The organism is Mesorhizobium sp. M2A.F.Ca.ET.046.03.2.1 (assembly GCF_003952425.1).
In the GTDB taxonomy this organism is placed as follows: Bacteria; Pseudomonadota; Alphaproteobacteria; order Rhizobiales; family Rhizobiaceae; genus Mesorhizobium.
Window position 1 is genome coordinate 4390001 of the sequence record NZ_CP034449.1, and the last position, 22669, is coordinate 4412669.

Consider the following 22669-nt stretch of genomic DNA (forward strand, 5'->3'; position numbering starts at 1 on the left):
CTCCGAATACCTGGGAGTACTAGTCGGCAGACACACGGCGGGTGCTAACGTCCGTCGTGAAAAGGGAAACAACCCTGACCTACAGCTAAGGTCCCCAAGTTATGGCTAAGTGGGAAAGGATGTGAGGATCCCAAAACAACCAGGATGTTGGCTTAGAAGCAGCCATCATTTAAAGAAAGCGTAACAGCTCACTGGTCTAAATAAGGGTCTTTGCGCCGAAAATGTAACGGGGCTAAAGCCATACACCGAAGCTTAGGGTTCGTGAGCAATCACGAGCGGTAGCGGAGCGTTCTGTAAGCTGATGAAGCCGTACCCGTGAGGGGCGGTGGAGGTATCAGAAGTGCGAATGCTGACATGAGTAACGTAAGGGGAGTGAGAGACTCCCCCGCCGAAAGACCAAGGGTTCCTGCTTAAAGTTAATCTGAGCAGGGTTAGCCGGCCCCTAAGACGAGGCGGAAACGCGTAGTCGATGGGAACCACGTTAATATTCGTGGGCCTGGAGGTAGTGACGGATCACACAAGTTGTCCAATCTTATCGGATTGAACGGGCAGCGGAGTGGTTCCAGGAAATAGCTCCTCCTTATAGACCGTACCCGAAACCGACACTGGTGGTCAGGTAGAGTATACCAAGGCGCTTGAGAGAACTATGCTGAAGGAACTCGGCAAATTGCACGCGTAACTTCGGAAGAAGCGTGACCCTTTTTAGCGCAAGCTAGGGAGGGTGGCACAGACCAGGGGGTAGCGACTGTTTATCAAAAACACAGGGCTCTGCGAAGCCGCAAGGCGACGTATAGGGTCTGACGCCTGCCCGGTGCTGGAAGGTTAAGAGGAGGGGTGCAAGCTCTGAATCGAAGCCCCAGTAAACGGCGGCCGTAACTATAACGGTCCTAAGGTAGCGAAATTCCTTGTCGGGTAAGTTCCGACCTGCACGAATGGCGTAACGACTTCCCCGCTGTCTCCAGCATAGACTCAGTGAAATTGAATTCCCCGTGAAGATGCGGGGTTCCTGCGGTTAGACGGAAAGACCCCGTGCACCTTTACTATAGCTTTACATTGGCATTCGTAGTGGCATGTGTAGGATAGGTGGTAGGCTTTGAAGCCTGGGCGCCAGCTCAGGTGGAGCCACCCTTGAAATACCACCCTTATTACTATGGATGTCTAACCGCGGCCCGTTATCCGGGTCCGGGACAATGTATGGTGGGTAGTTTGACTGGGGCGGTCGCCTCCTAAAGAGTAACGGAGGCGCGCGATGGTGGGCTCAGAACGGTCGGAAATCGTTCGCTGAGTGCAATGGCATAAGCCTGCCTGACTGCGAGACTGACAAGTCGAGCAGAGACGAAAGTCGGTCATAGTGATCCGGTGGTCCCGCGTGGAAGGGCCATCGCTCAACGGATAAAAGGTACGCCGGGGATAACAGGCTGATGACCCCCAAGAGTCCATATCGACGGGGTTGTTTGGCACCTCGATGTCGACTCATCGCATCCTGGGGCTGGAGCAGGTCCCAAGGGTATGGCTGTTCGCCATTTAAAGCGGTACGTGAGTTGGGTTCAGAACGTCGTGAGACAGTTCGGTCCCTATCTGCCGTGGGTGTAGGAATATTGAAAGGATCTGTCCCTAGTACGAGAGGACCGGGATGGACGGATCTCTGGTGGACCTGTTGTGGCGCCAGCCGCATCGCAGGGTAGCTATATCCGGACGGGATAACCGCTGAAGGCATCTAAGCGGGAAACCCACCTTGAAACGAGTATTCCCTGAGAACCGTGGAAGACGACCACGTTGATAGGCCGGGTGTGGAAGAGCGGCAACGCTTGAAGCTTACCGGTACTAATAGTTCGATAGGCTTGATCGTTCTCATTACTTATATCCATCAAGGCACAATCCGAAGGATTGTCGCCATTCTCACTCACGCTTGTTCCGCCCTTCGGGCGGCGCTACGTGGGTGCGGCGCAACGGCGCCGACGGTCGGTCGACCTTGCGAAGCTTCGCTTCGAAGGGTGCCGGGCCGAATGAACATCCAAGGCACAACAAAGACCAGCGAACAGCTTGGAAAGCAGCAAATAGGGTCCCCTATTGGCTACTCACTATCGGCTATTCGCTTTAAAAAGCTTCTCGATTTGAACATGCGTTTTGCCGACCTGGTGGTTATGGCGGAGCGGCTGCACCCGATCCCATTCCGAACTCGGCCGTGAAACGCTCCAGCGCTGATGGTACTTCGTCTCAAGACGCGGGAGAGTAGGTCGCTGCCAGGTCTGCCAAGCGCATGTTCAACTCTCATCTTCTCTCTACGATAAAGGCCCGCCAACGGGACCCCGGGCCGCGAAAGCGGCCCTTTCATTTGGTGAGCCGTCTACCTATCTGTAGGCCAACCTATCCATAGGCTTGCGCTTACGCCCAAGAACGCAAGCAAACGCTTGCTCGTAGTTGCAAGCAAACGCTTGCTCGTAGGTGACGCGGGGTGGAGCAGCCCGGTAGCTCGTCAGGCTCATAACCTGAAGGTCACAGGTTCAAATCCTGTCCCCGCAACCAAACAAACGCCCGCGAAAGCGGGCGTTTGTTTGGTTTTTGGTGCCCGTCGCCGGATTGGAACAGAAGGCAAATCCTGTTCCGCAGTCACTGATACGAGCACCCCCGCGAGCCAACTCGGATGAGTTCCCCTTTATAGCCCTTCCAGCCGTCCGCTGCTTGCTCCAACCGAGGATCTTTGCAGTTCCCCATAGGGTACCGGCCGCTCTCCTGCTCCCACTTCAGCGTCGCCGGCCTCAAACGCTCTCGAGATAGGTCTCGATCTCGAAGTCGCTGACATTCAGCGCGAACGTGTTCAGTTCCTGGCGCTTGCAGGCGACAAAGGCGTCGCGCAGCACGTCCGGGAAGATCTCGGCGACGCGCGGGCCAGCCTCGAAGGCGGCGATCGCCGAAGCCCAGTCCGGCGGCAGCTTGGCGAGCGTCAGCCCCTGGCCTTCGCCGCCGGTCGGCTCGCCGGGCGAGAGCTGGCGCTCGATGCCGATCAACGCCGCGCCGAGGATCGCCGCCAGCACCAGATAAGGATTGGCATCGGCGCCGGAGACGCGATGCTCGATGCGGCGCGCAGCCGAAGGTCCGCCTGGAATGCGAATCGCCACCATGCGGTTCTCGTAGCCCCAGGCGACGGCGGTCGGCGCATAGGATCTCGGCCGCAGCCGGCGGTAGGAATTGAAGTGCGGTGCAAACACCAGCGTGCTTTGCGCCATCGCGTCAAGCAGGCCGCCGACCGCGTGGCGCATTGTTTCGGAGCCCTGGTCGGAACCGTCGTCGAAGATGTTGCGGCCCTGCCTGTCGAGCACGCTGAAATGGACATGGAAACCGTTGCCGGCGCGCTCGCCATAGGGCTTGGCCATGAAGCAGGCGGCGAAGCCATGCTTGCGGGCGATGCCCTTCACGGTACGCTTGAAAAGCACCGCATCGTCGGCTGCGCGCAAGGCGTCGGGCACATGGTTCAAATTGATCTCGAACTGGCCGACGCCGTTCTCGGCAATCGCGGTGTCGACCGGAATGTCCTGCATGCGGCAGGCTTCGTAGATATCGTGGATGAAGGCCTCGAAATCGTCGACCTCGTCGATCGAGAGCGCCGCGTCCGAATCGAGACGCCTGCCGGTGACCGGGGAGACGGGGCCGACTGGCCGCTGCGAGGTCGGATCGACAAGATAGAATTCGAGCTCGGTCGCGGTGACGGGCGTCAGGCCGAGCGCGGCGTAGCGGTCGAGGATGCGGGCCAGCGCGCGGCGCGGATCGCCGAGATAGGGCGCGCCGCTGTCGTCCGCCAGCCAGAGCGGCAGCAGCGCTGTCGGATGGGCTGTCCAGTTGACCGGCAATATGCCGCGTCCCGTCCAGTGGCAAAGCCCGTCGGCGTCGCCGGTCGAGAAGACCTGGGCATTGCCTTCGATATCCTCGCCCCAGATGTCGAGGCCGATGGCCGAGTAAGGCATGCGCAGCTTGCCTTCGAGCGCCTTGCGCGCCTGCTCGACCGGAATGCGCTTGCCGCGCATGATTCCGTTCAGGTCGCACACCGCCGCCCTCAGGCTCTGGATGTCCTTCCTGCTTTCAAGCCAATTCAAAACGTCCGCAATCGCATCGCTCAATTTCCAGCCCCTTTTTAGGTGCTGTAGCCCTTGCAGGCTACGATATCCAATTTTTCAGCTTGTGAGTTTATGAAGACCGTATCGGCTGGCGCCGAATGGTTTTTCTTCATTTTTTCAAGTCACTAGCTGGGATATCGGGCGGCATTTCAGGTCCATTTTCGCGATCTGCGATCGCAACATAGCGATATGGTCAGCGAAAGCCAAGCCGGATTCGGCGTGTCGTCATCTTAGCTACCCGCGATTGATCGCGCAGTTACGCTGATAGCAGCGTCCTCATGCTATCGAGCAAATGGGCTCAATATTCCACTGCCCCCGGGTCCCCGTGAGCACCTGGGTCTAGTCTTGATCGCTGGTTAATAGAGCGCTCATGGTATACTCGGTCTGAAATAATGATTCTGCCTCGCGTGATTTCGTTCACAATGAGTAATCCAAAAGGTCAACACTTTATTCCGCGCTTGCATCTCCAGCACTTTGCTGGGGTGCAGCCGAAAGGTCACGTCTGGCATATACGAAGGCCGACGGCAAGAAATTTTCCCGCATGCCCGAAGAGACGGCCAAGCAAACTCATTTCTATTCCGTTGAAGCGCCGGATGGCAGTTATGACCTTCGCATCGAAGAAATGCTGGCTCGGATCGAAAGCACGGCCGCTCCAATCTACATGCGGCTGATCAACGGCAAGATTCCGGAGCACCAGGACAAGATGGACATGGCGCAGTTCCTAGCCGTGATGGTGGTGCGTACACCTGGTTCCAGGAAAGACGCGGCCGAGATGGTTGGTCGCATGATTCAGATTCGGAACTATGCGACTGGTGTACACGACCGGGCCTTCAATTCGCTGGTGCATCGGATCGAGCAGGGCGAAGGCAGGCAGCTTACCGAAGAGAGCAGAACTTCCCTTCGGAGGAGCCTGATTGACCCTAGCGGCTACCGGCTCGAACTGGGGAAGGAGTGGGCGTTGCAGCACCTCACTGCTGCCGACAAGCTGACACCCGTACTTTTCCAGATGCGTTGGCGGACCATCGGGGCCGCTCAGGGTTTCTTTATCACCAGCGACGACCCGGTTGTTCGTTGGGTAGAACCTAAGACTTGGCACCCGATTTACGGCGACCACGGCTATCTGAACAAGACAGCCGTTGTGACCTTTCCACTCACACCGAAGGTCATGCTGGCAATGAGCTGGGAGGACGAAGGCGCCAATGCCTTCGCGGGTAGGCAAGGCGTAGATAGGCTGAATAGACTGCGTGCATTGCAGGCGGATGAGTACCTTTATGCTCATCTCGATCACGAGGTCATCAGGCGTATGGCAGTCGCGACCAAAGGCTCGCGTCCACGTATGACGACTGAGGGCTTCGGACCTAAGAAGTTTGCTGCGACGACTTTACGGCGAGGTCGAGCAAATCGGCCGAGTTGAGGAAGTGCCGAGAATCATCGAACAACCCGCCTGCTTACTCTAGTGGCGCATCTCCGGAAACTTCACCTGGCCGAGGATATGCGTGGCGCCCTCCTCGATGTCGCGCACGATCGCCCGACGCGCCCGCTCGCCGTCGCCGGCCTCGATCGCCGCCACGACCTCCTCATGGTAGTCGATACCCAGAATGCCGGCGAGATCATCCTCGAAACCGATATGCAGGTTTCGCAGGAAAGGCCCGACCTGCATCCACACCGTCTCGATGAGGAAGATCATCTGTTCGTTGCCGCAATGGCGATAGACCCCGAATTTGAAGTCGTGGTTCTTGCGCAGATAGTTTTCGATGCCGCCATTGCGGGCGGCCTCGGTGAGTTCGGCGCAGTGGCGCCGGATCGCGCGCAGATTGTTGCCGTTGATGCGTTTCGTCGCGAGCTCGGTCGCGGTGCCCTCGAGGATGGTGCGCACCGCGGTCAATTGCGAGAAGCGATCGGCGGAGATCAGAGGCACCTCGACGCTGCCGTTCGGCATCGGGCTCAGCGCCCGCAGCGCTTGCAGCCGGGTGAAGGCGCTGCGCACCGGCATGTCGCTGGTGCCGAGTTCCTTGGCGAGCTTGCGCGAGGTCAGCTTCTGGCCAGGCTGCAACTGTCCGGACATAAGGGCCCGAACCAGCTCCAGATAGACTTTCTCATGCAGTGGAACGGTATCGACAGCGGTCAGTCCGATTCGCGATTTGTCGGCCATTGGCTCTCGTTGCTTCGTCGTCCTGAAAGCTGCTTCGTCGCTCTATCCGCCGCGGGGACAGGTTCCGATGGCATTGGGACGCACGATAGACGGTTAACGCGCGCTGCCGCAAGGGAGCGCGCGCCCGTCCCCCAACCGCGTCATTGCGACTGCGACGTTATCGGACCCCGATGCCCGCCAAAAGGCCGCCGTCTATCCTGTAGTCCGCCCCGGTGCAGAAGCTTGCCTTGGACGAGCATAGGAAGGCGATCAGTTCCGCCACTTCCTCCGGCTCGCCGATGCGGCCGAGCGGATGCGCTTCGCCGAAGCGTTTGAAGGCCGCCTCGACATCCGCATTGGGATCGTCGGCGCGGGCGGCGCGTTCGAGGATCGGGGTACGCACGGACCCCGGGCTGACGGAGTTCACGCGGATGCCTTTTCGGGCATAGTCGAGCGCCAGCGAGCGCGTCAGCGTGTGGATCGCGCCCTTGGTGGTGGCGTAGGCGGCGACATTCTCCTGGCAAGCGGTGCCCTGCACCGAGGCGACGTTGACGATGGCGCCGCCGCCGCGCTTGATCATCTCCGGTATGCCGAAACGGGCGGTGAGATAGATCGATCCGACATTGACCGACATCGCCCGGTTCCAGGTCTCGAAATCCGTCGTCGTGGCCGTGCCGTAGGGATGCACGGCGGCCGAATTGACGATGACGTCCAGCCCGCCAAATTTCTCGACGCCGGAAGCGATCGCCCTCTCGACCTGGTCGGGCACGGCAACGTCCGTGGCGAGCACGAGGGCGGCGGCGCCCGCGCGGTTGAGCTCGGCCTGCAGCATCGCGTTGGCGGCTTGGTCGATGCCCAGCGCGATGATCGCGGCGCCCCCCTCGGCAAGACGGCGCGCGGTTGCCTCGGCGATCCCGGTCGTTCCCGTCACCAGGGCAACCTTGCCGTCGAAATCGTTCATGGACAAAACTCCTGCAATGATGGACGAAAGCGCCTGTCGGTGGCTCGTCGGAAGGCGCCGCGATCCCCTGATTTGACGGCCATTGTCATCCGACAATATGGTCGATCGCAACCACGCTGAAGCGCTCGCGCCGAAATGGGTTCGGTCCGATGCGGCTTTACGTCTTTGTTTTGATGCATGGCGGCCGTTCAGATACGACACGGATGAAAACGCATGCTTTGGGAGGCAGTCATGGAACAATGCTGGCGCTGGTACGGCCCGAACGACCCGGTCACACTCGACCACATCAAGCAGGCCGGGGCGACTGGTATCGTCACGGCGCTGCACGACATCTATGACGGCAGCGCCTGGCCGCTCGACGCCATTCTCGAACGCAAGCGCATCATCGAGGCGGCGGGGCTGACATGGTCGGTGGTGGAGAGCATTCCGGTCCACAATTCGGTCAAGACGGGGACGCCGGAACGGCAGCGCTACGCGGGCTGGTACAGGGATACGATCCGGGCGCTGGCGAAGGCCGGCATTTCGACGATCTGCTACAACTTCATGCCGGTGGTGGACTGGACGCGCACCGACCTCATGTACCGGTTGCCGACCACCGGCTACGCGTTGCGCTTCGATGCGCTCGACTTCGCCGCCTACGACGTCTTCGTGCTGAAGCGGTCGAATGCCGAGGCGAGCTACGGTCCGGAGCGCCTTAAGGAGGCGGAAGCACGACTGAAGACTCTGAGCAACGACGACATCGAGAAAATAGAGCGCAATCTGATCGCCGGCCTGCCGGCCACCGAGCGCACCTACAATCGCGAGACGATGCGTCAGGCGCTTGCCGATTACGCCGCGATCGGCCCGGCCGAACTGCGCGCCAACCTCGCCTGGTTCCTGAGGGAGATCATTCCGGCCGCCGAGGAAGTCGGCGCGCGCATGTGCATCCATCCCGACGATCCGCCCTTCTCGCTCTACGGTTTGCCGCGCGTGGTTTCCACGGCGGACGACGCGCGCTTCATCGTGGGAACGGTCGACAGCCCGTCGAACGGACTGACCTTCTGCACCGGCTCCTACGGCGTGCGCGCCGACAACGATCTGGTCGCGATGATCGAGGAGTTCGGACCGAAGATCCATTTCGCGCATCTGCGCAACGTGACGCGCGAGGCGGATGGCTCGTTCTACGAGGCCGAGCATCTGGAAGGCTCGACCGACATGGCCGAAGTCATCCTGGCGCTGATGAAGGAGGAGGCGCGCCGGCGCAAGGAAGGCCGCTGGCGCATCCCGATGCGGCCGGACCATGGCCATCTGCTCGCCGACGATATCGGCAAGACGAAGATCAATCCCGGCTATTCGCTGATCGGCAGGCTGAAAGGCCTTGCCGAGCTGCGCGGCATCATGCGCGCCGTGGAGCGGTTCGAGCTGGCCTGAGAGGCGGACGCCGAAGCGTTTGGCATGGCAGGTCGCCGCTGAACCGGGCCGTCGCTCAGTTTGAGGAAACGCTCTCCAATCTGCGTTGAGTCTCGTTCGTCCTGGCGACGTAGCTGCGCCAGCCGCCATAGGCCGAGATGTCCGTCGCCGCGAACAGGCCGACGCTCTCCGCCAGGAAACCCTTCGCCGACGTGCCGTCGTCGAGCTCGATGGTGCCGATGCCGAGCGGCGGCGGGATGGCGGCGACGAATCGGCCGAAGGCATCGGCGCAAAGGCGCCAGACCTCGATCTCGATGGCGGTGCCGCCGTGGCCGACCCGGACAAGCCCGGGCTTGGGCGGGGTCTGGCCGGCGAGCTCATAGAGCTTATAGGACGGCGTCGTCCGCGCCGACCTGCTGAAGCTTGCGCCGGCCTCCTTCAATTGGCCGTTGAGCGGCATTCCCGAAAGATGGGCGCCGACCACCACCAGTTCGATCGTGCCGTCATCGGCCGGCGCGCCGACAGGCTGCGCGATCGACTGCAGCCATCCGGTCGCGCCGAGAGTGAGGCCGCTCGCGGCATGGAGATCGCGTGCCACCGCTGCGACGAGGCCGTCGCGTCCTGCGGCGGCAAGCAGGGTCACGCTCATCGGCAGGCCGTCGTCGCGCGTGCCGGTCGGCACGGCGATGCCGCACATGTCGAGCAGATTGACGAAATTGGTGTAGGTGCCCAGCCGGCTGTTGGTGACGATCGGATCGGCGAGCACGGCATCGACGCTGTAGTGGGTCGGCGCCGTCGGCATGCAGAAAAGGTCGACGGAGGCGATGACGGGGGTCAGGCGGGCCTTGTAGGCCTGCAAGGCGTAGAGGCCGCGGAAAGCATCGGCGGCCGACAGGTTCCTGGCGCCACCGATGATCTTGCGCGTCACCGGATGGAGGGCTGCTTCATTCGCTTCGAAGAAATCGCGGATCGCCGCATAGCGCTCCGCCACCCAGGCGCCTTCGTAGAGCAGGTCGGCGGTGGCGTAGAAGTCGCCGAACGGGATTTCGACAAGCCGGGCGCCGAGCGTTTCCAGGGATTTGAGAGCTGCCTCGAAGCCTGCCTGCATCGATGCGTCGCCGAAGAACTTCAGATCGGCCTTTTCCGGGATGCCGATGGTCAGCACCGGCGGTCGGGCGGCGAGGGGCTGGACGGCGATGGCGCGCGAATAGGGATCGGCGGCGTCGTGCGCGGCAGCGACCGAGAACACCGCATAGGCGTCATCGACCGTCAGCGCGAAGACTGAGACGCAGTCGAGTGTCCGGCAGGCCGGAACGACGCCCGTCGTCGACAACGCGCCGACCGTCGGCTTCAGCCCGACAATGCTGTTGAGGCCAGCCGGGATGCGGCCAGAGCCGGCGGTGTCGGTGCCAAGCGCGAAGGAGACGATGCCGCGCGCCGTCGCAACCGCCGAGCCGGAGGAGGAGCCGCCGGGCACGAGTTTCGGATCGATCGCATTTCTTGGGATCGGCCACGGCGTGCGCACGCCGACAAGGCCGGTGGCGAACTGGTCGAGATTGGTCTTGCCGACAACAAAAGCGCCCGCGGCCTTGAGCCTCGCTACGACCGTCGCATCTTTGTCCGGCGTGTAGGCATATTCCGTGCAGGCCGCCGTGGTCGGCATGCCTGCGACGTCGATATTGTCCTTGACGGCGAAGGGGATGCCCCAGAGCGGCTTCGCCACGGGGTCAAACGAGCCGAGCGCCTCGGCCTCGGCCAGTATCTCTTCTTTCGTCGCGAGGTGGATGAAGATGCCGGGGTCGCCGGCCGCATCGATGCGGGCAAGGACCGCATCGATCACCTCGGCGATGCCAAGCCCGCTTTGGTAGGCCGCGCGCAGGCTGGCGATGTCGAAGCGGATGTCGTTCATTTCGTCTCCCCCAGAATGATCACCGGCAGGTCCCACTGGATCAGCACCACGCAGCCGTCCCTCGTCCACACAGAATGCTCGGTGCCGACCGGATTGAGGATCACGCTGCCCGCTGGATAGTCGCCGTTGTCGTCGCTCTGGGTGCCTTCCAGCACGACGATGGTTTCCAGCCCGGCATGGCGGTGGCGCGGCACGCCGGCGCCCGGCTGATATTTGAGCAGCGCGACCGACGGTTCGACCGGGCCGCCCTTGAGCAGCCAATGCACGGTGACGCCGTCGCGGAAAGGCTCGAACGCCAGATCGCGCCAGCCGCCGTCAAGGAGGCCGGCAAAGGCAAGATTAGGCATTCGCAATTCCCTCGAGGACCTGATCTGTGGTCGCCGTCCAGCCGACGATGGCGCCCTGCGCCCGGATCATGGCGAGCGCGGCCGCCTTGAATTCGGGAAAGTAGCTTTCCGTCGCATCCTCCGCGACCAGGCACTCATAGCCGCGGTCGTTCGCCTCGCGCATCGTCGTCTGGACGCAGACTTCGGTCGTCACGCCGGCGAACACCAGTTGCCGCGCGCCGAGCCGTTTCAGGTCGTCGCCGAGGCCGGTCGCGTAGAAGGCGCCCTTGCCGGGCTTCTCGATGACGATCTCGCCGGGCAGGGGCGCGAGCTCGTCGAGGATCTCGGTGCCGGGTTCGCCGGCGATCAGGACGCGGCCCATCGGGCCGACATCGCCGATCCGCATCGAGGGATTGCCGCGGTCGCGCTTGGCGGGAGGCAGGTCTGAAAGGTCGGGCTTGTGGCACTCCATGGTATGGATCACCGGCAGGCCCGCGGCGCGAAAGCCTTCGATCAGCCGCTTCACCGTCGGCACGATGGCCGTGACCCGGCTGACGTCGTTGCCGAGACTCGCTCCGAACCCGCCCGGCTCGGCAAAGTCGCGCTGCATGTCGATGACGATGAGCGCCGTCGTCTCGGGCCTGAAGGCAAAGGCGAAGGGCTGCGCTGCGATTTCCGCCATCAGTGATGCCCCGCCATGTGCTCGCCGATGGTCTGCACGCTCGCCTGCGCAATCGGCGTCTCATAGACCAGCGCGCCGTCGGACATGACCAGGATGCGGTCAGAGAGTTCCAGTAGCTCGTCCAGGTCTTCCGACATCAACAACACCGCGGCACCTGCGTTGCGCGCCTTCATGATACGCGCCCGGATCTCGGCGACGGCGGAGAAATCGAGGCCGAAGCACGGGTTGGAGACGATCAAAAGGTCGACCTCGCCGGTGAGCTCGCGGGCGAGCACGGCGCGCTGCACATTGCCGCCCGACAGCGAAGCGATCGGCGAAGACAGCGATGCGGTCTTTACCTTGAACTGCTCGACCAGCCGGGCGCTGAAGGATTTGATGGCACCGGCGCTGATCCAGCTCACCGGCTTGCCGTTGCCGTCCACGTCGAAGGTGCGGAAAGCGATGTTCTCGGCCACTGTCATCCTCGGTGCACAGGCATTCTTCAGCGGCTCCTCCGGGATGAGGCGGACATTGAGCGTGCGCGCTTCGGCGCGCGTCGCCGCGTAGGCGGCGCCGCGCACCATCACCTCGCCGCCATTGCGGGGGCGCTGGCCGGCCAGCACTTCCAGGAACTCCTTCTGGCCGTTGCCGGAAATGCCGGCGATGCCGACGATCTCGCCCGAGCGGACGCCGAGATCGGCGATGTCGATCGACTTGAGGCCGGTGCGGTCCGGCGCCTTCAGCGCCTTCACCTTCAGCACGATCTCGGCGTCTGCCTTCGGCGCCGCGCGGCTGTCGAGCGCGGCGATCGGCTGGTCGCCGATCATCATCGCGGCCATCTCCCTGTGCGAAAGGTCGGAAACCTTGCCGGTGCCGGTGAGCCTGCCCTTGCGCAGCACGGTGATGTCGTCGGCAAATGCCGTGACCTCGTGGAACTTGTGCGAGATCATCAGCACGGTGAGGTCGCCGGCCTTGGTCATGCCGCGCACCAGGCCAAGCACTTCCTGGGCCTCGCCCGGGGTGAGCACGGATGTCGGCTCGTCCAGCACCAGGAAATTTCGGCCGAGATAAAGCTGTTTGATGATCTCCAGCTTCTGCTTCTCGCCGGCGGCGAGCTCGGCCACCTTGACGTCGAGCGGCAGCTTGAAGGGCATGCGCTCCATGAATTGGGCAAGCGCTGCGCGCTCCTTGCGCCAGTCGATGACGCCCGGCACCTTCTCGCGCGAGATGACCAGATTCTCGGCGCCCGTCAGCGAAGGCACCAGCGTGAAATGCTGGTAGACCATGCCGAGGCCGAGCGCCGAGGCATCCCTGGGGCTGGCGATCGCGACTTGGCGTCCATCGACCAGCATGTCGCCCGATGTCGGGTGGTAGAAACCCATCATGCATTTGACCAGCGTCGACTTGCCGGCGCCGTTCTCGCCGAGCAGCGCGTGGAAGGAGCCTGCCGGCACCTTGATGGAGACATCGTCCAGCGCCGTAAAGGCGCCGAAGCGCATCGTCATGCCGATGGTCTCGACGCCGGTCGCCTTTCCTTGCGTTCCGCTCATCGCCGGCTCCTCACGGCAACTGCGCGACGAGCGCGGCGGAATTCGACACCGCGCCGAACACGCCGCCCTGCATCTTGATCATCTTGATCGCCGCCAGGTGGTTGCCGTAGTCGGTCGCCCCGCAGCAATCCTCCAGCATCACGCATTCGAAGCCGCGGTCGTTGGCCTCCCGCATGGTGGTGTGCACGCAGACATCGGTGGTGATGCCGGTGAGCACGATGTTCTCGATGCCGCGTTGGTTGAGGATCAGCTCGAGATCGGTGGCGCAGAAGGAGCCCTTGCCCGGCTTGTCGATGATCGGCTCGCCCTCGGCCGGATAGAGCTCGGGGATGATGTCCCAGCCCGGCTCGCCGCGTACCAGGATACGCCCGCACGGACCCGGATCGCCGATGCCGGCATTGATGCGGCGCGAGCGCCAGCGCTTGTTGGCCGGCAGGTCTGCGAGGTCAGGGCGGTGGCCCTCGCGCGTGTGGATGATGGTGTAGCCCTTGCCTCGCATAGCCGACAGCACAGATTTGATCGGCTCGATCGGCGCGCGGACCAGCGACAGGTCGTAGCCCATATGGTCGACATAGCCGCCAGGCCCGCAGAAGTCGGTCTGCATGTCGATGATGATCAGCGCCGTGTTGTCGGGCCTGAGATCGCCATTGTAGGGCCAGGGATAGGGATCGGCGTCGATGTAGCGCTGGGTGATCTCGGCTCTGGCGTTCATGGCGAAAACTCCGGTCTCGCGAGCGGTGCGTGGTGCGCGGTCATTTGGTGATCGACAGTTCGCCGGGCGCGCCGGCGAGCGTGCGGCTCGGCGACGAGGTGGCGATCATGATGATGAGGGTGAGGATGTAGGGCGCGGCGTAGAAAAGGTAGTAGCCCTGCGTGACGCCCACCGACTGCAGCGCCGGGCCGAGCGCGCCGGCGCCGCCGAACAGGAGCGCTGCGGCAAAGCAGCCAAGCGGATTCCAGCGCGCGAAGATGACCAGCGCCACCGCCATCAGTCCTTGGCCCGACGAGATGCGCTCGGTCCAGCTGCCGGGATAGTAGAGCGACAGGTAGGCGCCGCCGATGCCGGCCAGCGCGCCGCCGACGCCTGTGGCGAGCAGCCGCACCGTGTTGGGATTGAGGCCCATGGCGCGCGCCGCGTCGGCGCTGTCGCCGACCACGCGCACGATCAGGCCGACGCGCGTGTTGCGGAAGGCCCACCAGAGGAAGACGGCAAGTGCGGCACCGATCAGGAACAGCACGTTGACGTTGAGCGCCGCCTGCACCTGCGGGATGTCGGACCAGTTGCCGAACGGGATCGCCGGCAGGTCGGGCGCCGAAGGCTGGATGAACGGCTTGCCGAAGAAGAAGGCGAGCCCGGTGCCGAACAGCATCAGGGCGATGCCGATGGCGATGTCGTTGACCTTCGGGAATTTGCAGATCCAGCCGTGGAAGAGGCCGAAGCAGAGGCCGGCGAGCGCCGCGGCCAGAAGGCCGAGCCATGGCGAGCCGGTCATTACCGCGATCGCGTAGGCGCTCATGGCGCCGAACACCAGCGTGCCTTCGAGGCCGAGATTGATGCGGCCGGAACGCTCGGTGATGGCCTCGCCGAGCGAGACGAAGATGAAGGGGGTGGAGACGCGGATAGCCCCGCCCAGCATGGCGAGCGGCACGCCCCACAGTCCGATGTCGGTCGTTTCCATCAGACATTTCCCTTCAAAAAATGGGGCCTCTGCCAGAGGTCCGGGTTGAAGAGCTTTAAGCGGCCGTAGAAGGTCTCGCTGAACAGGACGACGATGAACAGCATGCCCTGCAGCACCAGGACAGTTGCGTCGGGCAGGTCCATGCGGCGCTGGATCAGTCCGCCGGACGCGTCGATGCCGCCAAGCAGGATGGCGACAGGGATGATGGCAAGTGGGTTGTGGCGGGCGAGGAAGGCGACGAGGATGCCGGTATAGCCGTAGCCGGCGGCAAGCGAGCCGTTGGCGCTGCCCTGCACCGCCGCGACCTCCAGCATGCCGGCGAGGCCGGCGAAACCGCCCGCCAGCGCGGTGAAGCCGACGATCAGCGGTCCGACGGCAAGGCCCTGGACCTGCGCGGCCCTGACATTGCCGCCGGCGATGCGGGCGGCAAAACCCCAGCGGGTCTTCTCGATCAGCAGCCAGGAGAGCACGCAGGCGAGGATGCCGACCACGAGACCCCAATGCACCTCCATGCCCGGTATGTTGCCGATGCGGTAGATGTCGGCCAGCGGCTGGGTCGAGGGTTTATTCAGCGAGGCCGGGTCGCGCAGCGGCCCTTCCACCAGATGGTTCATCAGCGCGATGGCTATATAGGCCATCAGCAGGCTGGAGATGGTCTCGTTGACGGCTCGGTAATGGCGGAGCGCGCCGACGACACCTATCCAGATGCCGCCGGCGGCTGCGCCCCCCACGCCCATGAGGAGGATTACGAGGAAGGACGGCGCGCCGTTCAGCGCGACGCCGATGGCGGCTGCGGCGACGCCGCCCAGCACGATCGCGCCTTCGCCGCCGATGACGACCAGGCCAAGGCGCGCCGGCAGCGCCACGCACAGCGCCGCAAGCAGGAGCGGCGCGCCGCGCGACAGGGAGTTCTGGATCGAGAACCAGGAGCCGAAGCCGCCCCGCCACATCGTCTCATAAAGCTGCACCGGCGACTTGCCGACAGCCAGGATGAACAGGCTGAACAGCACCATGCCGACGACCATCGCCGCGAGCGGAATGACGAAGGCCTCCGCCCGCCTCGCGGTCCATTCGAGCGCCGCCCGGTATCCCCTGGCGTCGAGGATGGTCCGCACGTCCGGGCTGCTCACAGTGTCCGCCATATCCCGTCTCCTCGGCCTGCTTGAAGCGTGCCTCAAGCTCTTGCTCGGATGCATGTCGTCATCCCAAAACCGCTGCGCAGTTTTGGGCGACACGCAATGCCTCAGGCTGTCGAGCCGACGACGCCCTCGACGAGATAGTCCATGCTTTCGAGCTCGATGGCGGTCTCAACGAAGGCCTGGCCTTCGGTCGCGACAACGGCGCCCTTGTTGCTCTTCAACGGGCCCTTGATGACGGAGAAGCCGCCCTTCATCATTTCGGCCAATGTCGCGTCGAACTGCTTGCGCGCGGCTTCGCCAACGGCGGGGCCGAGCGGGCTCATCTTGACGAAGCCGTCGGCCAGTCCGCCGCGGGTGAAATTGGGCAGCGGCTTGCCGGCGATGAGGTCGTCGACGAACATCTTGTAGACCTTGGCCCAGTTCCACTCCGCGCCGGTCAGGTATTTTTCCGGCGCCAGCGGGCTCTGGTTGGCGTGGTAGCCGCAGATGAAGGCGCCGCGGCCGGCGGCGGTCTCGACCACCACCTTGGGGCTGTCGACATGGCAGGTGACGACGTCGGCGCCCTGGTCGATCAGCGCATTGGTGGCCTCGGCCTCCTTCACCGCCAGCGACCACTCGCCGGTAAAGATCACCTGGCAAGTGATCGCCGGATCGACTGAGCGGGCGCCGAGCAGGAAGGAGTTGATGTTGAGCAGGACCTGCGGGATCGGCTTGGCGGCGACGAAGCCGAGCTTCTTCGACTTGCTGGTGTGGCCGGCGACGACGCCGTTCAGGTACTGGCCCATGCCGATATAGCCGAAATAGGAGCCGGCGTTCATCGGGTGCTTGTCCTTGTTCCACATGCCGCCGCAATGGCGGAACTGCACGTCGGGGAACTTGGCGCACATGGCCAGCATATGCGGATCGAAATAGCCGAAGGAGGTCGGGAAGATCAGCGAGGCGCCGTCGAGATTGATCATCGATTCCATCGTCTTCTGGACGTCGACCGTCTCGGGGACGTTCTCTTCCTCGACAATGGAGATGCCTTCGACCCCCTTCAGCGACGCCGCGCCTTCGGCATGCGCCTGGTTGTAGCCATAGTCGTCCTTCGGGCCGACATAGATGAAGCCGACGGTGGCGGCGGCGGCGCGCGCCGCGCGGATCGGAAAGGCCGCCGAGGCCAGACCGAGCGCCGCCCCGGCGGCGGAGGTCTTGAGCAGATCGCGGCGGCTAAGCATGAATTTCCCGGTCATATCGAATGCTCCCCTTTCTTGGACCCCTGATGGGGTCGGTTAACACCTCTTCAAGAAAGTGCATGCAATCGCTGTGCCAGTTCCTTTTTTTGATTTTCCGTAATAAAATCAATAAATGAATTTAGAAGACATGCATAAACCAAAGGCAAGTGCATGCACTTTTTGCCTGATAAATGATCAATTTGACATTGAGGTCAAAATCTAGGCATACAGGGATGCGGCCTTGAGTCGAAACAGCCCGTGGACCGTCCACCTCGCGGGCCGTCCGCAATAAACTGGGCGGAGGAGACGTGTCGGGAAAGCGTGGCTTGGTCAGGTCGGGCACGACCGTGGATCAGATGGTGCGGGCGATCGCGGACCGCATCGTCACCGGCTATCTGCGTCCCGGCGAAAAGCTCGACGAGGGCTCGCTCGCCGCCCGCTTCGACGTTTCGCGCACGCCGGTCCGGGAGGCGCTCAGCCAGTTGAGCGCCATTGGGCTGGTCGAGAGGCGGCCCAACCGAGGCGCCATCGTCGCCGTGGTCACGCAGGAGCATCTGGCCTCGATGTTCGAGAGCATGGCCGAGCTGGAGGCGATCTGCGCCCGCTTCTCCGCCGAGCGCATGACCGGCGCCGAGCGTCGCTCGCTGGAGATGGAGCATCAGGCGTCGGCGCGCATGGTGCAGCTCGGCGCCGAGGAGGACTACGAATATTTCAACACCGAGTTCCACAGCAGGCTCTATCGCGGCGCCCACAACACGCATATCCACGATCTGACGGTGGCGACCCGCAGCCGGCTGGCGCCGTTCCGGCGCGCGCAATTCATGCTGCCGGGCCGGCTGGCCAAGTCCTGGCAGGAGCATGATGTGATCGTCACCGCGATCATGCGCGGTGACGCGGCAGCGGCGGGCAAGGCGGCCCGGGATCATGTCTCGATCGTCAGCGAGGCGAGCGCGGTGTTCGCGACCGTCGATCCGGCGGAATCGAGGCTCAGCCGATCCGCGCGTCGATGATCTCGACCGGACAGGCGCTGGTGGTCGACGGCGGCGAGAGCATCGGCTGATCTGGTCCAGCAAAGCGGACTTGCGCCAGCGGCGATGATCGGTCAAATCATAAGCTCACTTTGACAGGATCAGTCATGCAAGCTGCAAAACAGCAATACCGCGCCAGGCATTTTGTTGCCTGCGGTATTTCGTTTGCGCGCGCGGGATACCACTGATCATGCGCTGCTGCCGCCACGAGAACCTGCAGCGCGCGGAGGAGACGAAGGTCGGCTCGCATGTCGTTCGCGACGGCTGGACCGAAGGGGTGCAAGGCGCGTTGCACCCGGCCCTTCGGCCGGCCATCAGGCGGGCGTCCGTCCTCGGATAACGCAGCTTAGATAACGCCCTACCGGAACGGACATGCCCGCCGAAGCGATCTCTCCTTCGTACGGACATGACCAATGCCTGACAATCTGAACACCACATTCCCCGGCGCGGACACGCAAAGCTGGCTGAAGACGCACGCGATCAACGAAGTCGAATGCTTCGTGCCCGACGTCAACGGCGTGTTGCGCGGCAAGACCTTGCCGGTAGCCAAGTTCCTCAAGTCGCTCGACGACCGCGCGCTCTATCTGCCGAGCAGCGCGTTCCTGGTGGCGATCGACGGCCGCTATTCCGGATCCATCGACGAGGGCTTTGCCTATTCCGATCCGGACATGCGCATGGTGCCGGACATTTCGAGCCTGTGCCTTGCGCCCGGCAGCGCCGGCCGAGCCTATGTTTTTGCCGACACGTTCCACATGGACGACCGGCCGTGGATGGCTTCGCCGCGCCATGTGCTGAAAGCCGTGCTCGGGCTTTATGAACAGCGCGGCTGGCGCGCGGTGGTGGCGCCGGAGCTCGAGTTCTACCTCACGGCGCCAAATCCCGACCCGGATCGTCCGATCACGGCGCCGGTCGGGCGCAACGGCCGGCCGGAAAGCGTGCAGCATCCCTACGACATGCAGGCGATGGAGGAGTTCGAAGCGGTGACGCGGCGGCTCTATGAACATGCCGCCGTCGTGGGCTTGCCGGTGGAAACGCTGATCCATGAATCCGGCACGGCGCAGCTCGAGATCAATCTGCTGCATGGCGATCCGCTGACGCTCGCCGACCAGGTGCTTCTGTTCAAGCGCTTGGCGCGGCAGATCGCTCAGGCGAACGGCATGCACGCTACCTTCATGGCCAAGCCGATCGCCGCGCAAGCCGGCAGCGCCATGCATCTGCACATGTCGATCGTTGACCGGAAGGGCGAGCCCCTGTTTGCCGGCGAAGACGGCGAGGACAGCGCGATGTTCGCGCATTTCATCGGCGGCTTGCAGAAATACATCCCCGAAATCATGCCGCTGTTCGCGCCGCATGCGAATTCCTACCGCCGCATCCGCCCCGGCCATAGCGCTCCGGCCAACGTCGAGTGGTCGCATGACAACCGCTCCTGCGGCCTGCGCGTGCCGCTGGGCGGCCGCGCCGCGCGCCGCATCGAGAACCGTCTGCCTGGCGCCGACGCCAATCCTTATCTAGCGATGGCCGGCTCGCTGATCGCCGGCTATCTCGGCATTGAGGAGAAGCTTGCGCGCTCGGAGGAGGCCTTCGGCAATGCCTATAAAAGCAAGAGCACGCTGCCGAAGACGATGGAGGAAGCGCTCGATCGTTTCGCCGCCTGCGAGCCCGTGCGGGCGCTGCTCGGCGAGGATTTCTTCCAGACCTATCTGCGCGTGAAGAGCGTCGAGCTAGACCTGTTCCAGAGCGTCGTGACGTCCTGGGAACGCGACCACCTGCTGCTCAAGGTGTGACCATGGCTTCGCATTCGACAGGTTTCAATTCCGGTCTCGATATCGGCAAATCCTATTATGTCGCCACGGCCAATCCGGCGCCCGACCATCCGGCACTTGCCGGCGATGTCGAGGCCGATCTGGTGGTGGTGGGCGGCGGCTGCACCGGCCTTTCGGCGGCGCTGCATGCGGCCGAACGCGGCCTGAAGGTGGTGCTGCTCGAGGGCGGCAAGATCGGCTGGGGCGCCTCGGGCCGCAATGGCGGCCAGATGATCCCCGGCCTGCGCAAGGGCGCCAGGGGCCTGGTCAAGTCCTTTGGGCCGGAACGGGCCAAGGCGCTGTTCGACCTGGCCTTCGAGGCGCGCGGGCTGGTGCTCGACATCATCGAGCGCCACGGCATCGCATGCGATTTGCGCCTCACCGGCCACCTGGTCGGCGCGGTCAGCGCTTCGGATGTGCGCGACTTCGAGGAAGAGGCCGAATGCCTCGCCAGGGTGATGGGGTTCACCGATGTCGAGATCCTGTCGGCGGCCGAGGCGCGGCAGATGGTCGACACGCCCTATCAGGGCGCGGTCTATGAAAGGCTCGGCGGACACATGCATCCGCTCAACTACACGCTGGGGCTTACGCACGCCGCGGTTGGCGCCGGCGTCGTCATCCATGAGAACTCGGTTGCCGCCCGGCTGGAGCGGGAGCCGTCCATCCGGGTGTTCACCGACAAGGGCTCGGTCCGCGCCAGACATGTGGTGCTGGCCGGCGATGCGCTGCTCAAGGGACTGGAGCCGCGCGTCAACAGCCGCATCATGCCGGTCGGCAACTACATGGTCGCCACCGAGCCGTTGGGCGAGCGCAATGTCATCCCGGCCAATGTCGCGGTCTCGGACACGCTGTTCGTCGTCAACTACTACCGCATGTCGGCGGACGGCCGCCTGCTGTTCGGCGGCGGCGAGCACTACACGCCGTCGCCGCCGGCTGACATTGCCGGCTTCGTGCGGCCGCATATAGAAAAGACCTTTCCGCAGCTCAAGGGCTGCGGCATCGACCACGCCTGGGGCGGGCTGGTGTCGGTGACGACGTCGCGCCTGCCGCATGTCGGGCATTATGGCGAGCTCTATTTCGCGCATGGCTATTCCGGCAAAGGCGTCATTCTGTCGACGCTGTCGGGCAAGCTCCTGGCGGAAGCGATCACGGGCGATGCCTCGCGGCTCGACCTGTTCTCGATGCTGACGCCGCTGCCGTTTCCCGGAGGCACGGCGCTGCGCGGCCCGCTCTATGTGCTTGGCATGTTGTGGTATGCGATGCGCGATCGGCTGCGTCACTGACGCTGGTTTACTTTCCCTGGCGTAGCTAATGTCTCTGCGACGGGAAGGAAATCCCGAGAAGGAAAAGCGGATGAACATCGAGCCGGGCCGACTGACGAAGAAGGAGCGCCATGAGCTGATCCTGTCGGAGGTCCGGCGCTCCGCCTCGATCCGCATCTCGAAGCTTGCGCGCCGCATCGGCGTGGCCGGCGAGACCATCCGCCGAGATCTCATCGAGCTCGGCGAAGCGGGATTGCTCAACCGCACCTATGGCGGCGCCACCATTTCGCTGGCGACGTCTGAGCCGGTGATCGCCGAACGCGGCCTCACGCTGGTCGAGGAGCGGGCTCGCCTCGGGCGTGGTGCGGCCGGACTGGTCGAGAAGGGCTCCATCGTGATGATTGATGGCGGATCGACCACCTACGAGGTGGCGCGCAGCCTCTCGCAGCACGGCCGGGACCTGACGATCATCACCAACTCCATCGGCGTCGCCTCGGTGGCCGGCGCCAATCCCGGCTTCCGGGTCATCCTTTGCCCAGGCACCTATGACAGCCGCGAAGCCGCGGTGCTTGGCGAGGACACGGTCGAATTCGTGCGGCGCTACAATGCCGACGTCGCCATCATCGGCGCCTCGGCGCTGAATGCCGAGGGGCCGAGCGACATGATCTCGGGCGCGGCGGCGGTGAAGCGGGCGATGATGAGGCGGTCATTGTCGACGATGCTGGTCGTCACCAACGACAAGTTCGGCCGCAGCGGCCTGGAGCGCGTCTGCGCGCTGAGCGAGATCTCGGACATCGTCACCGACAGCGAGCCGTCAGCGGAACTGCGCGCCGCGATCGACGAAGCAGGCGGCGAACTGCACGTCTTTGCCGAAGGTTAGGGCTGTACCGGCTAGTTGCTTTGTTGTTGCGCAATTCCGGACGGAAAACCGCTGCGCACTTTTCCTGGAATTGCTTCAGGCGTCGCGGTTGGTCAATGCGATGTGGCAGCAGCCGGAGCCGTGGCCCGGCGTCCAGGTGACATTGGCGAAACGCACGCCGGTCGCCTCGAACAGGCCGCGGTCGAAGGCGCCGGCGATGCGGCAGAGCGTGGCGAGTTTCTCTTCGCCGACGCCGGCCTCGACCCAGGCGTCCTTCAGCGGGCAGCGCTTGACCTTGAAAGCGATGTGGCCAGGCCCGCTCTCGATGTCGGTCGGATACATGCGCCCACCATCCGGACTGACGGCGAGGAACGCCTCGCCGATCGCCGGCGCGTCGTTTGGACCGAAGCCGGCGAAGGCCGCCGCCGCGACTTCCCGGCCGCGCTTCTCGATGCTGCGGATCATCACCGCCTCGGCCTGCTCGGCGCCGAGCTCGGCGGTCAGTTCGTCGAGGAAGAGGCGGTAGAGGTCGGCGCGGTTGCGGAAGGCGGAATCGAGCTCGCGCGACAGTTTCTCGGCTCTGGCTGCTTCGGGATCGGTCATCGTGCGTCCTGATCTTGTTGTTTGACCATGATCTTGTCCGCAAA

Annotated in this window: 18 protein-coding genes, 1 tRNA gene and 2 rRNA genes (1 of these 21 only partly in view); 9 read left to right on the forward strand and 12 right to left on the reverse strand. The window is 63.7% G+C overall.

Going from position 1 to position 22669, the window contains the following annotated elements; translation table 11 throughout:
• The 3 genes from EJ072_RS20950 to EJ072_RS20960 form a co-directional block, all read left to right on the forward strand.
• Positions 1–1849: ribosomal RNA gene (locus EJ072_RS20950) — 23S ribosomal RNA — on the forward strand (it extends 951 nt beyond the left edge of the window).
• A gap of 285 nt (positions 1850–2134) precedes the next feature.
• Positions 2135–2249, forward strand: a 5S ribosomal RNA gene (rrf, locus tag EJ072_RS20955).
• A gap of 200 nt (positions 2250–2449) precedes the next feature.
• Positions 2450–2526 (forward strand) — tRNA-Met (locus EJ072_RS20960).
• Between the two features lie 233 nt (positions 2527–2759).
• Here EJ072_RS20960 and EJ072_RS20965 read toward each other — a convergent pair.
• Positions 2760–4115: a glutamine synthetase family protein gene (locus EJ072_RS20965; RefSeq protein WP_126081102.1), complete on the reverse strand. Its 1356-nt coding sequence runs from the start codon at positions 4113–4115 to the stop codon at positions 2760–2762.
• A 499-nt stretch (positions 4116–4614) separates the two neighbouring features.
• Between EJ072_RS20965 and EJ072_RS20970 the strand changes: the two genes are divergently transcribed.
• On the forward strand, positions 4615–5526 hold the full coding sequence (locus tag EJ072_RS20970) for a DUF4238 domain-containing protein (RefSeq protein WP_281059497.1): 912 nt from the start codon (positions 4615–4617) through the stop codon (positions 5524–5526).
• Between the two features lie 39 nt (positions 5527–5565).
• On the opposite strand, the gene EJ072_RS20975 is transcribed toward EJ072_RS20970, so the two are convergent.
• Both EJ072_RS20975 and EJ072_RS20980 read right to left on the reverse strand, forming a co-directional pair.
• Positions 5566–6264, reverse strand: coding sequence for a GntR family transcriptional regulator (locus tag EJ072_RS20975; protein WP_126081104.1), 699 nt, complete (start codon positions 6262–6264; stop codon positions 5566–5568).
• Between the two features lie 157 nt (positions 6265–6421).
• On the reverse strand, positions 6422–7204 hold the full coding sequence (locus EJ072_RS20980) for an SDR family oxidoreductase (protein ID WP_126081105.1): 783 nt from the start codon (positions 7202–7204) through the stop codon (positions 6422–6424).
• A gap of 231 nt (positions 7205–7435) precedes the next feature.
• Here EJ072_RS20980 and uxuA point away from each other — a divergent pair, with 231 nt between their 5' ends.
• A complete protein-coding gene (uxuA, locus tag EJ072_RS20985; protein WP_126081106.1) occupies positions 7436–8614 on the forward strand; it encodes a mannonate dehydratase in 1179 nt (392 codons plus the stop codon).
• Between the two features lie 55 nt (positions 8615–8669).
• Here uxuA and atzF read toward each other — a convergent pair whose 3' ends face one another.
• The 8 genes from atzF to EJ072_RS21025 form a co-directional block, all read right to left on the reverse strand.
• Positions 8670–10502 carry an allophanate hydrolase gene (gene atzF / locus EJ072_RS20990; protein WP_126081107.1) on the reverse strand — a complete coding sequence of 611 codons (1833 nt, stop codon included), beginning with the start codon at positions 10500–10502 and terminating at the stop codon, positions 8670–8672.
• Positions 10499–10849, reverse strand: a complete 351-nt coding sequence (locus tag EJ072_RS20995; protein WP_126081108.1) for a cupin domain-containing protein — start codon at positions 10847–10849, stop codon at positions 10499–10501. The genes atzF and EJ072_RS20995 overlap by 4 nt, the downstream gene beginning before the upstream one ends.
• On the reverse strand, positions 10842–11510 hold the full coding sequence (locus EJ072_RS21000; RefSeq protein WP_126081109.1) for an isochorismatase family cysteine hydrolase: 669 nt from the start codon (positions 11508–11510) through the stop codon (positions 10842–10844). Before EJ072_RS21000 ends, EJ072_RS20995 begins: the two co-directional genes overlap by 8 nt.
• Positions 11510–13039 carry an ABC transporter ATP-binding protein gene (locus EJ072_RS21005; protein WP_126081110.1) on the reverse strand — a complete coding sequence of 510 codons (1530 nt, stop codon included), beginning with the start codon at positions 13037–13039 and terminating at the stop codon, positions 11510–11512. Before EJ072_RS21005 ends, EJ072_RS21000 begins: the two co-directional genes overlap by 1 nt.
• A gap of 10 nt (positions 13040–13049) precedes the next feature.
• Entirely contained in the window at positions 13050–13751 is a 702-nt protein-coding gene (locus tag EJ072_RS21010; protein WP_126081111.1) for an isochorismatase family cysteine hydrolase, read from the reverse strand.
• A 40-nt stretch (positions 13752–13791) separates the two neighbouring features.
• On the reverse strand, positions 13792–14718 hold the full coding sequence (locus EJ072_RS21015; protein ID WP_126081112.1) for an ABC transporter permease: 927 nt from the start codon (positions 14716–14718) through the stop codon (positions 13792–13794).
• Entirely contained in the window at positions 14718–15860 is a 1143-nt protein-coding gene (locus EJ072_RS21020; protein WP_126081113.1) for an ABC transporter permease, read from the reverse strand. The genes EJ072_RS21015 and EJ072_RS21020 overlap by 1 nt, the downstream gene beginning before the upstream one ends.
• Before the next feature lie 101 nt (positions 15861–15961).
• Complete coding sequence (locus EJ072_RS21025) at positions 15962–17089, reverse strand: BMP family ABC transporter substrate-binding protein (protein ID WP_126081114.1); 1128 nt, start codon at positions 17087–17089, stop codon at positions 15962–15964.
• A 338-nt stretch (positions 17090–17427) separates the two neighbouring features.
• On the opposite strand from EJ072_RS21025, the gene EJ072_RS21030 reads away from it, so the two are divergent.
• From EJ072_RS21030 to EJ072_RS21045, 4 genes are all read left to right on the forward strand, one after another.
• Positions 17428–18081, forward strand: a complete 654-nt coding sequence (locus tag EJ072_RS21030; protein WP_245467373.1) for a GntR family transcriptional regulator — start codon at positions 17428–17430, stop codon at positions 18079–18081.
• A gap of 431 nt (positions 18082–18512) precedes the next feature.
• A complete protein-coding gene (locus EJ072_RS21035; RefSeq protein ID WP_126081115.1) occupies positions 18513–19883 on the forward strand; it encodes a glutamine synthetase family protein in 1371 nt (456 codons plus the stop codon).
• Positions 19884–19885: 2 nt separating this feature from the next.
• Positions 19886–21184, forward strand: a complete 1299-nt coding sequence (locus tag EJ072_RS21040; RefSeq protein ID WP_126081116.1) for an FAD-binding oxidoreductase — start codon at positions 19886–19888, stop codon at positions 21182–21184.
• A gap of 70 nt (positions 21185–21254) precedes the next feature.
• On the forward strand, positions 21255–22043 hold the full coding sequence (locus EJ072_RS21045) for a DeoR/GlpR family DNA-binding transcription regulator (RefSeq protein ID WP_245466925.1): 789 nt from the start codon (positions 21255–21257) through the stop codon (positions 22041–22043).
• Between the two features lie 75 nt (positions 22044–22118).
• Here the strand turns inward: EJ072_RS21045 and EJ072_RS21050 are convergent, their stop codons facing one another.
• Positions 22119–22625, reverse strand: coding sequence for an L-2-amino-thiazoline-4-carboxylic acid hydrolase (locus EJ072_RS21050; RefSeq protein ID WP_126081117.1), 507 nt, complete (start codon positions 22623–22625; stop codon positions 22119–22121).
• Positions 22626–22669: the final 44 nt, after the last annotated feature.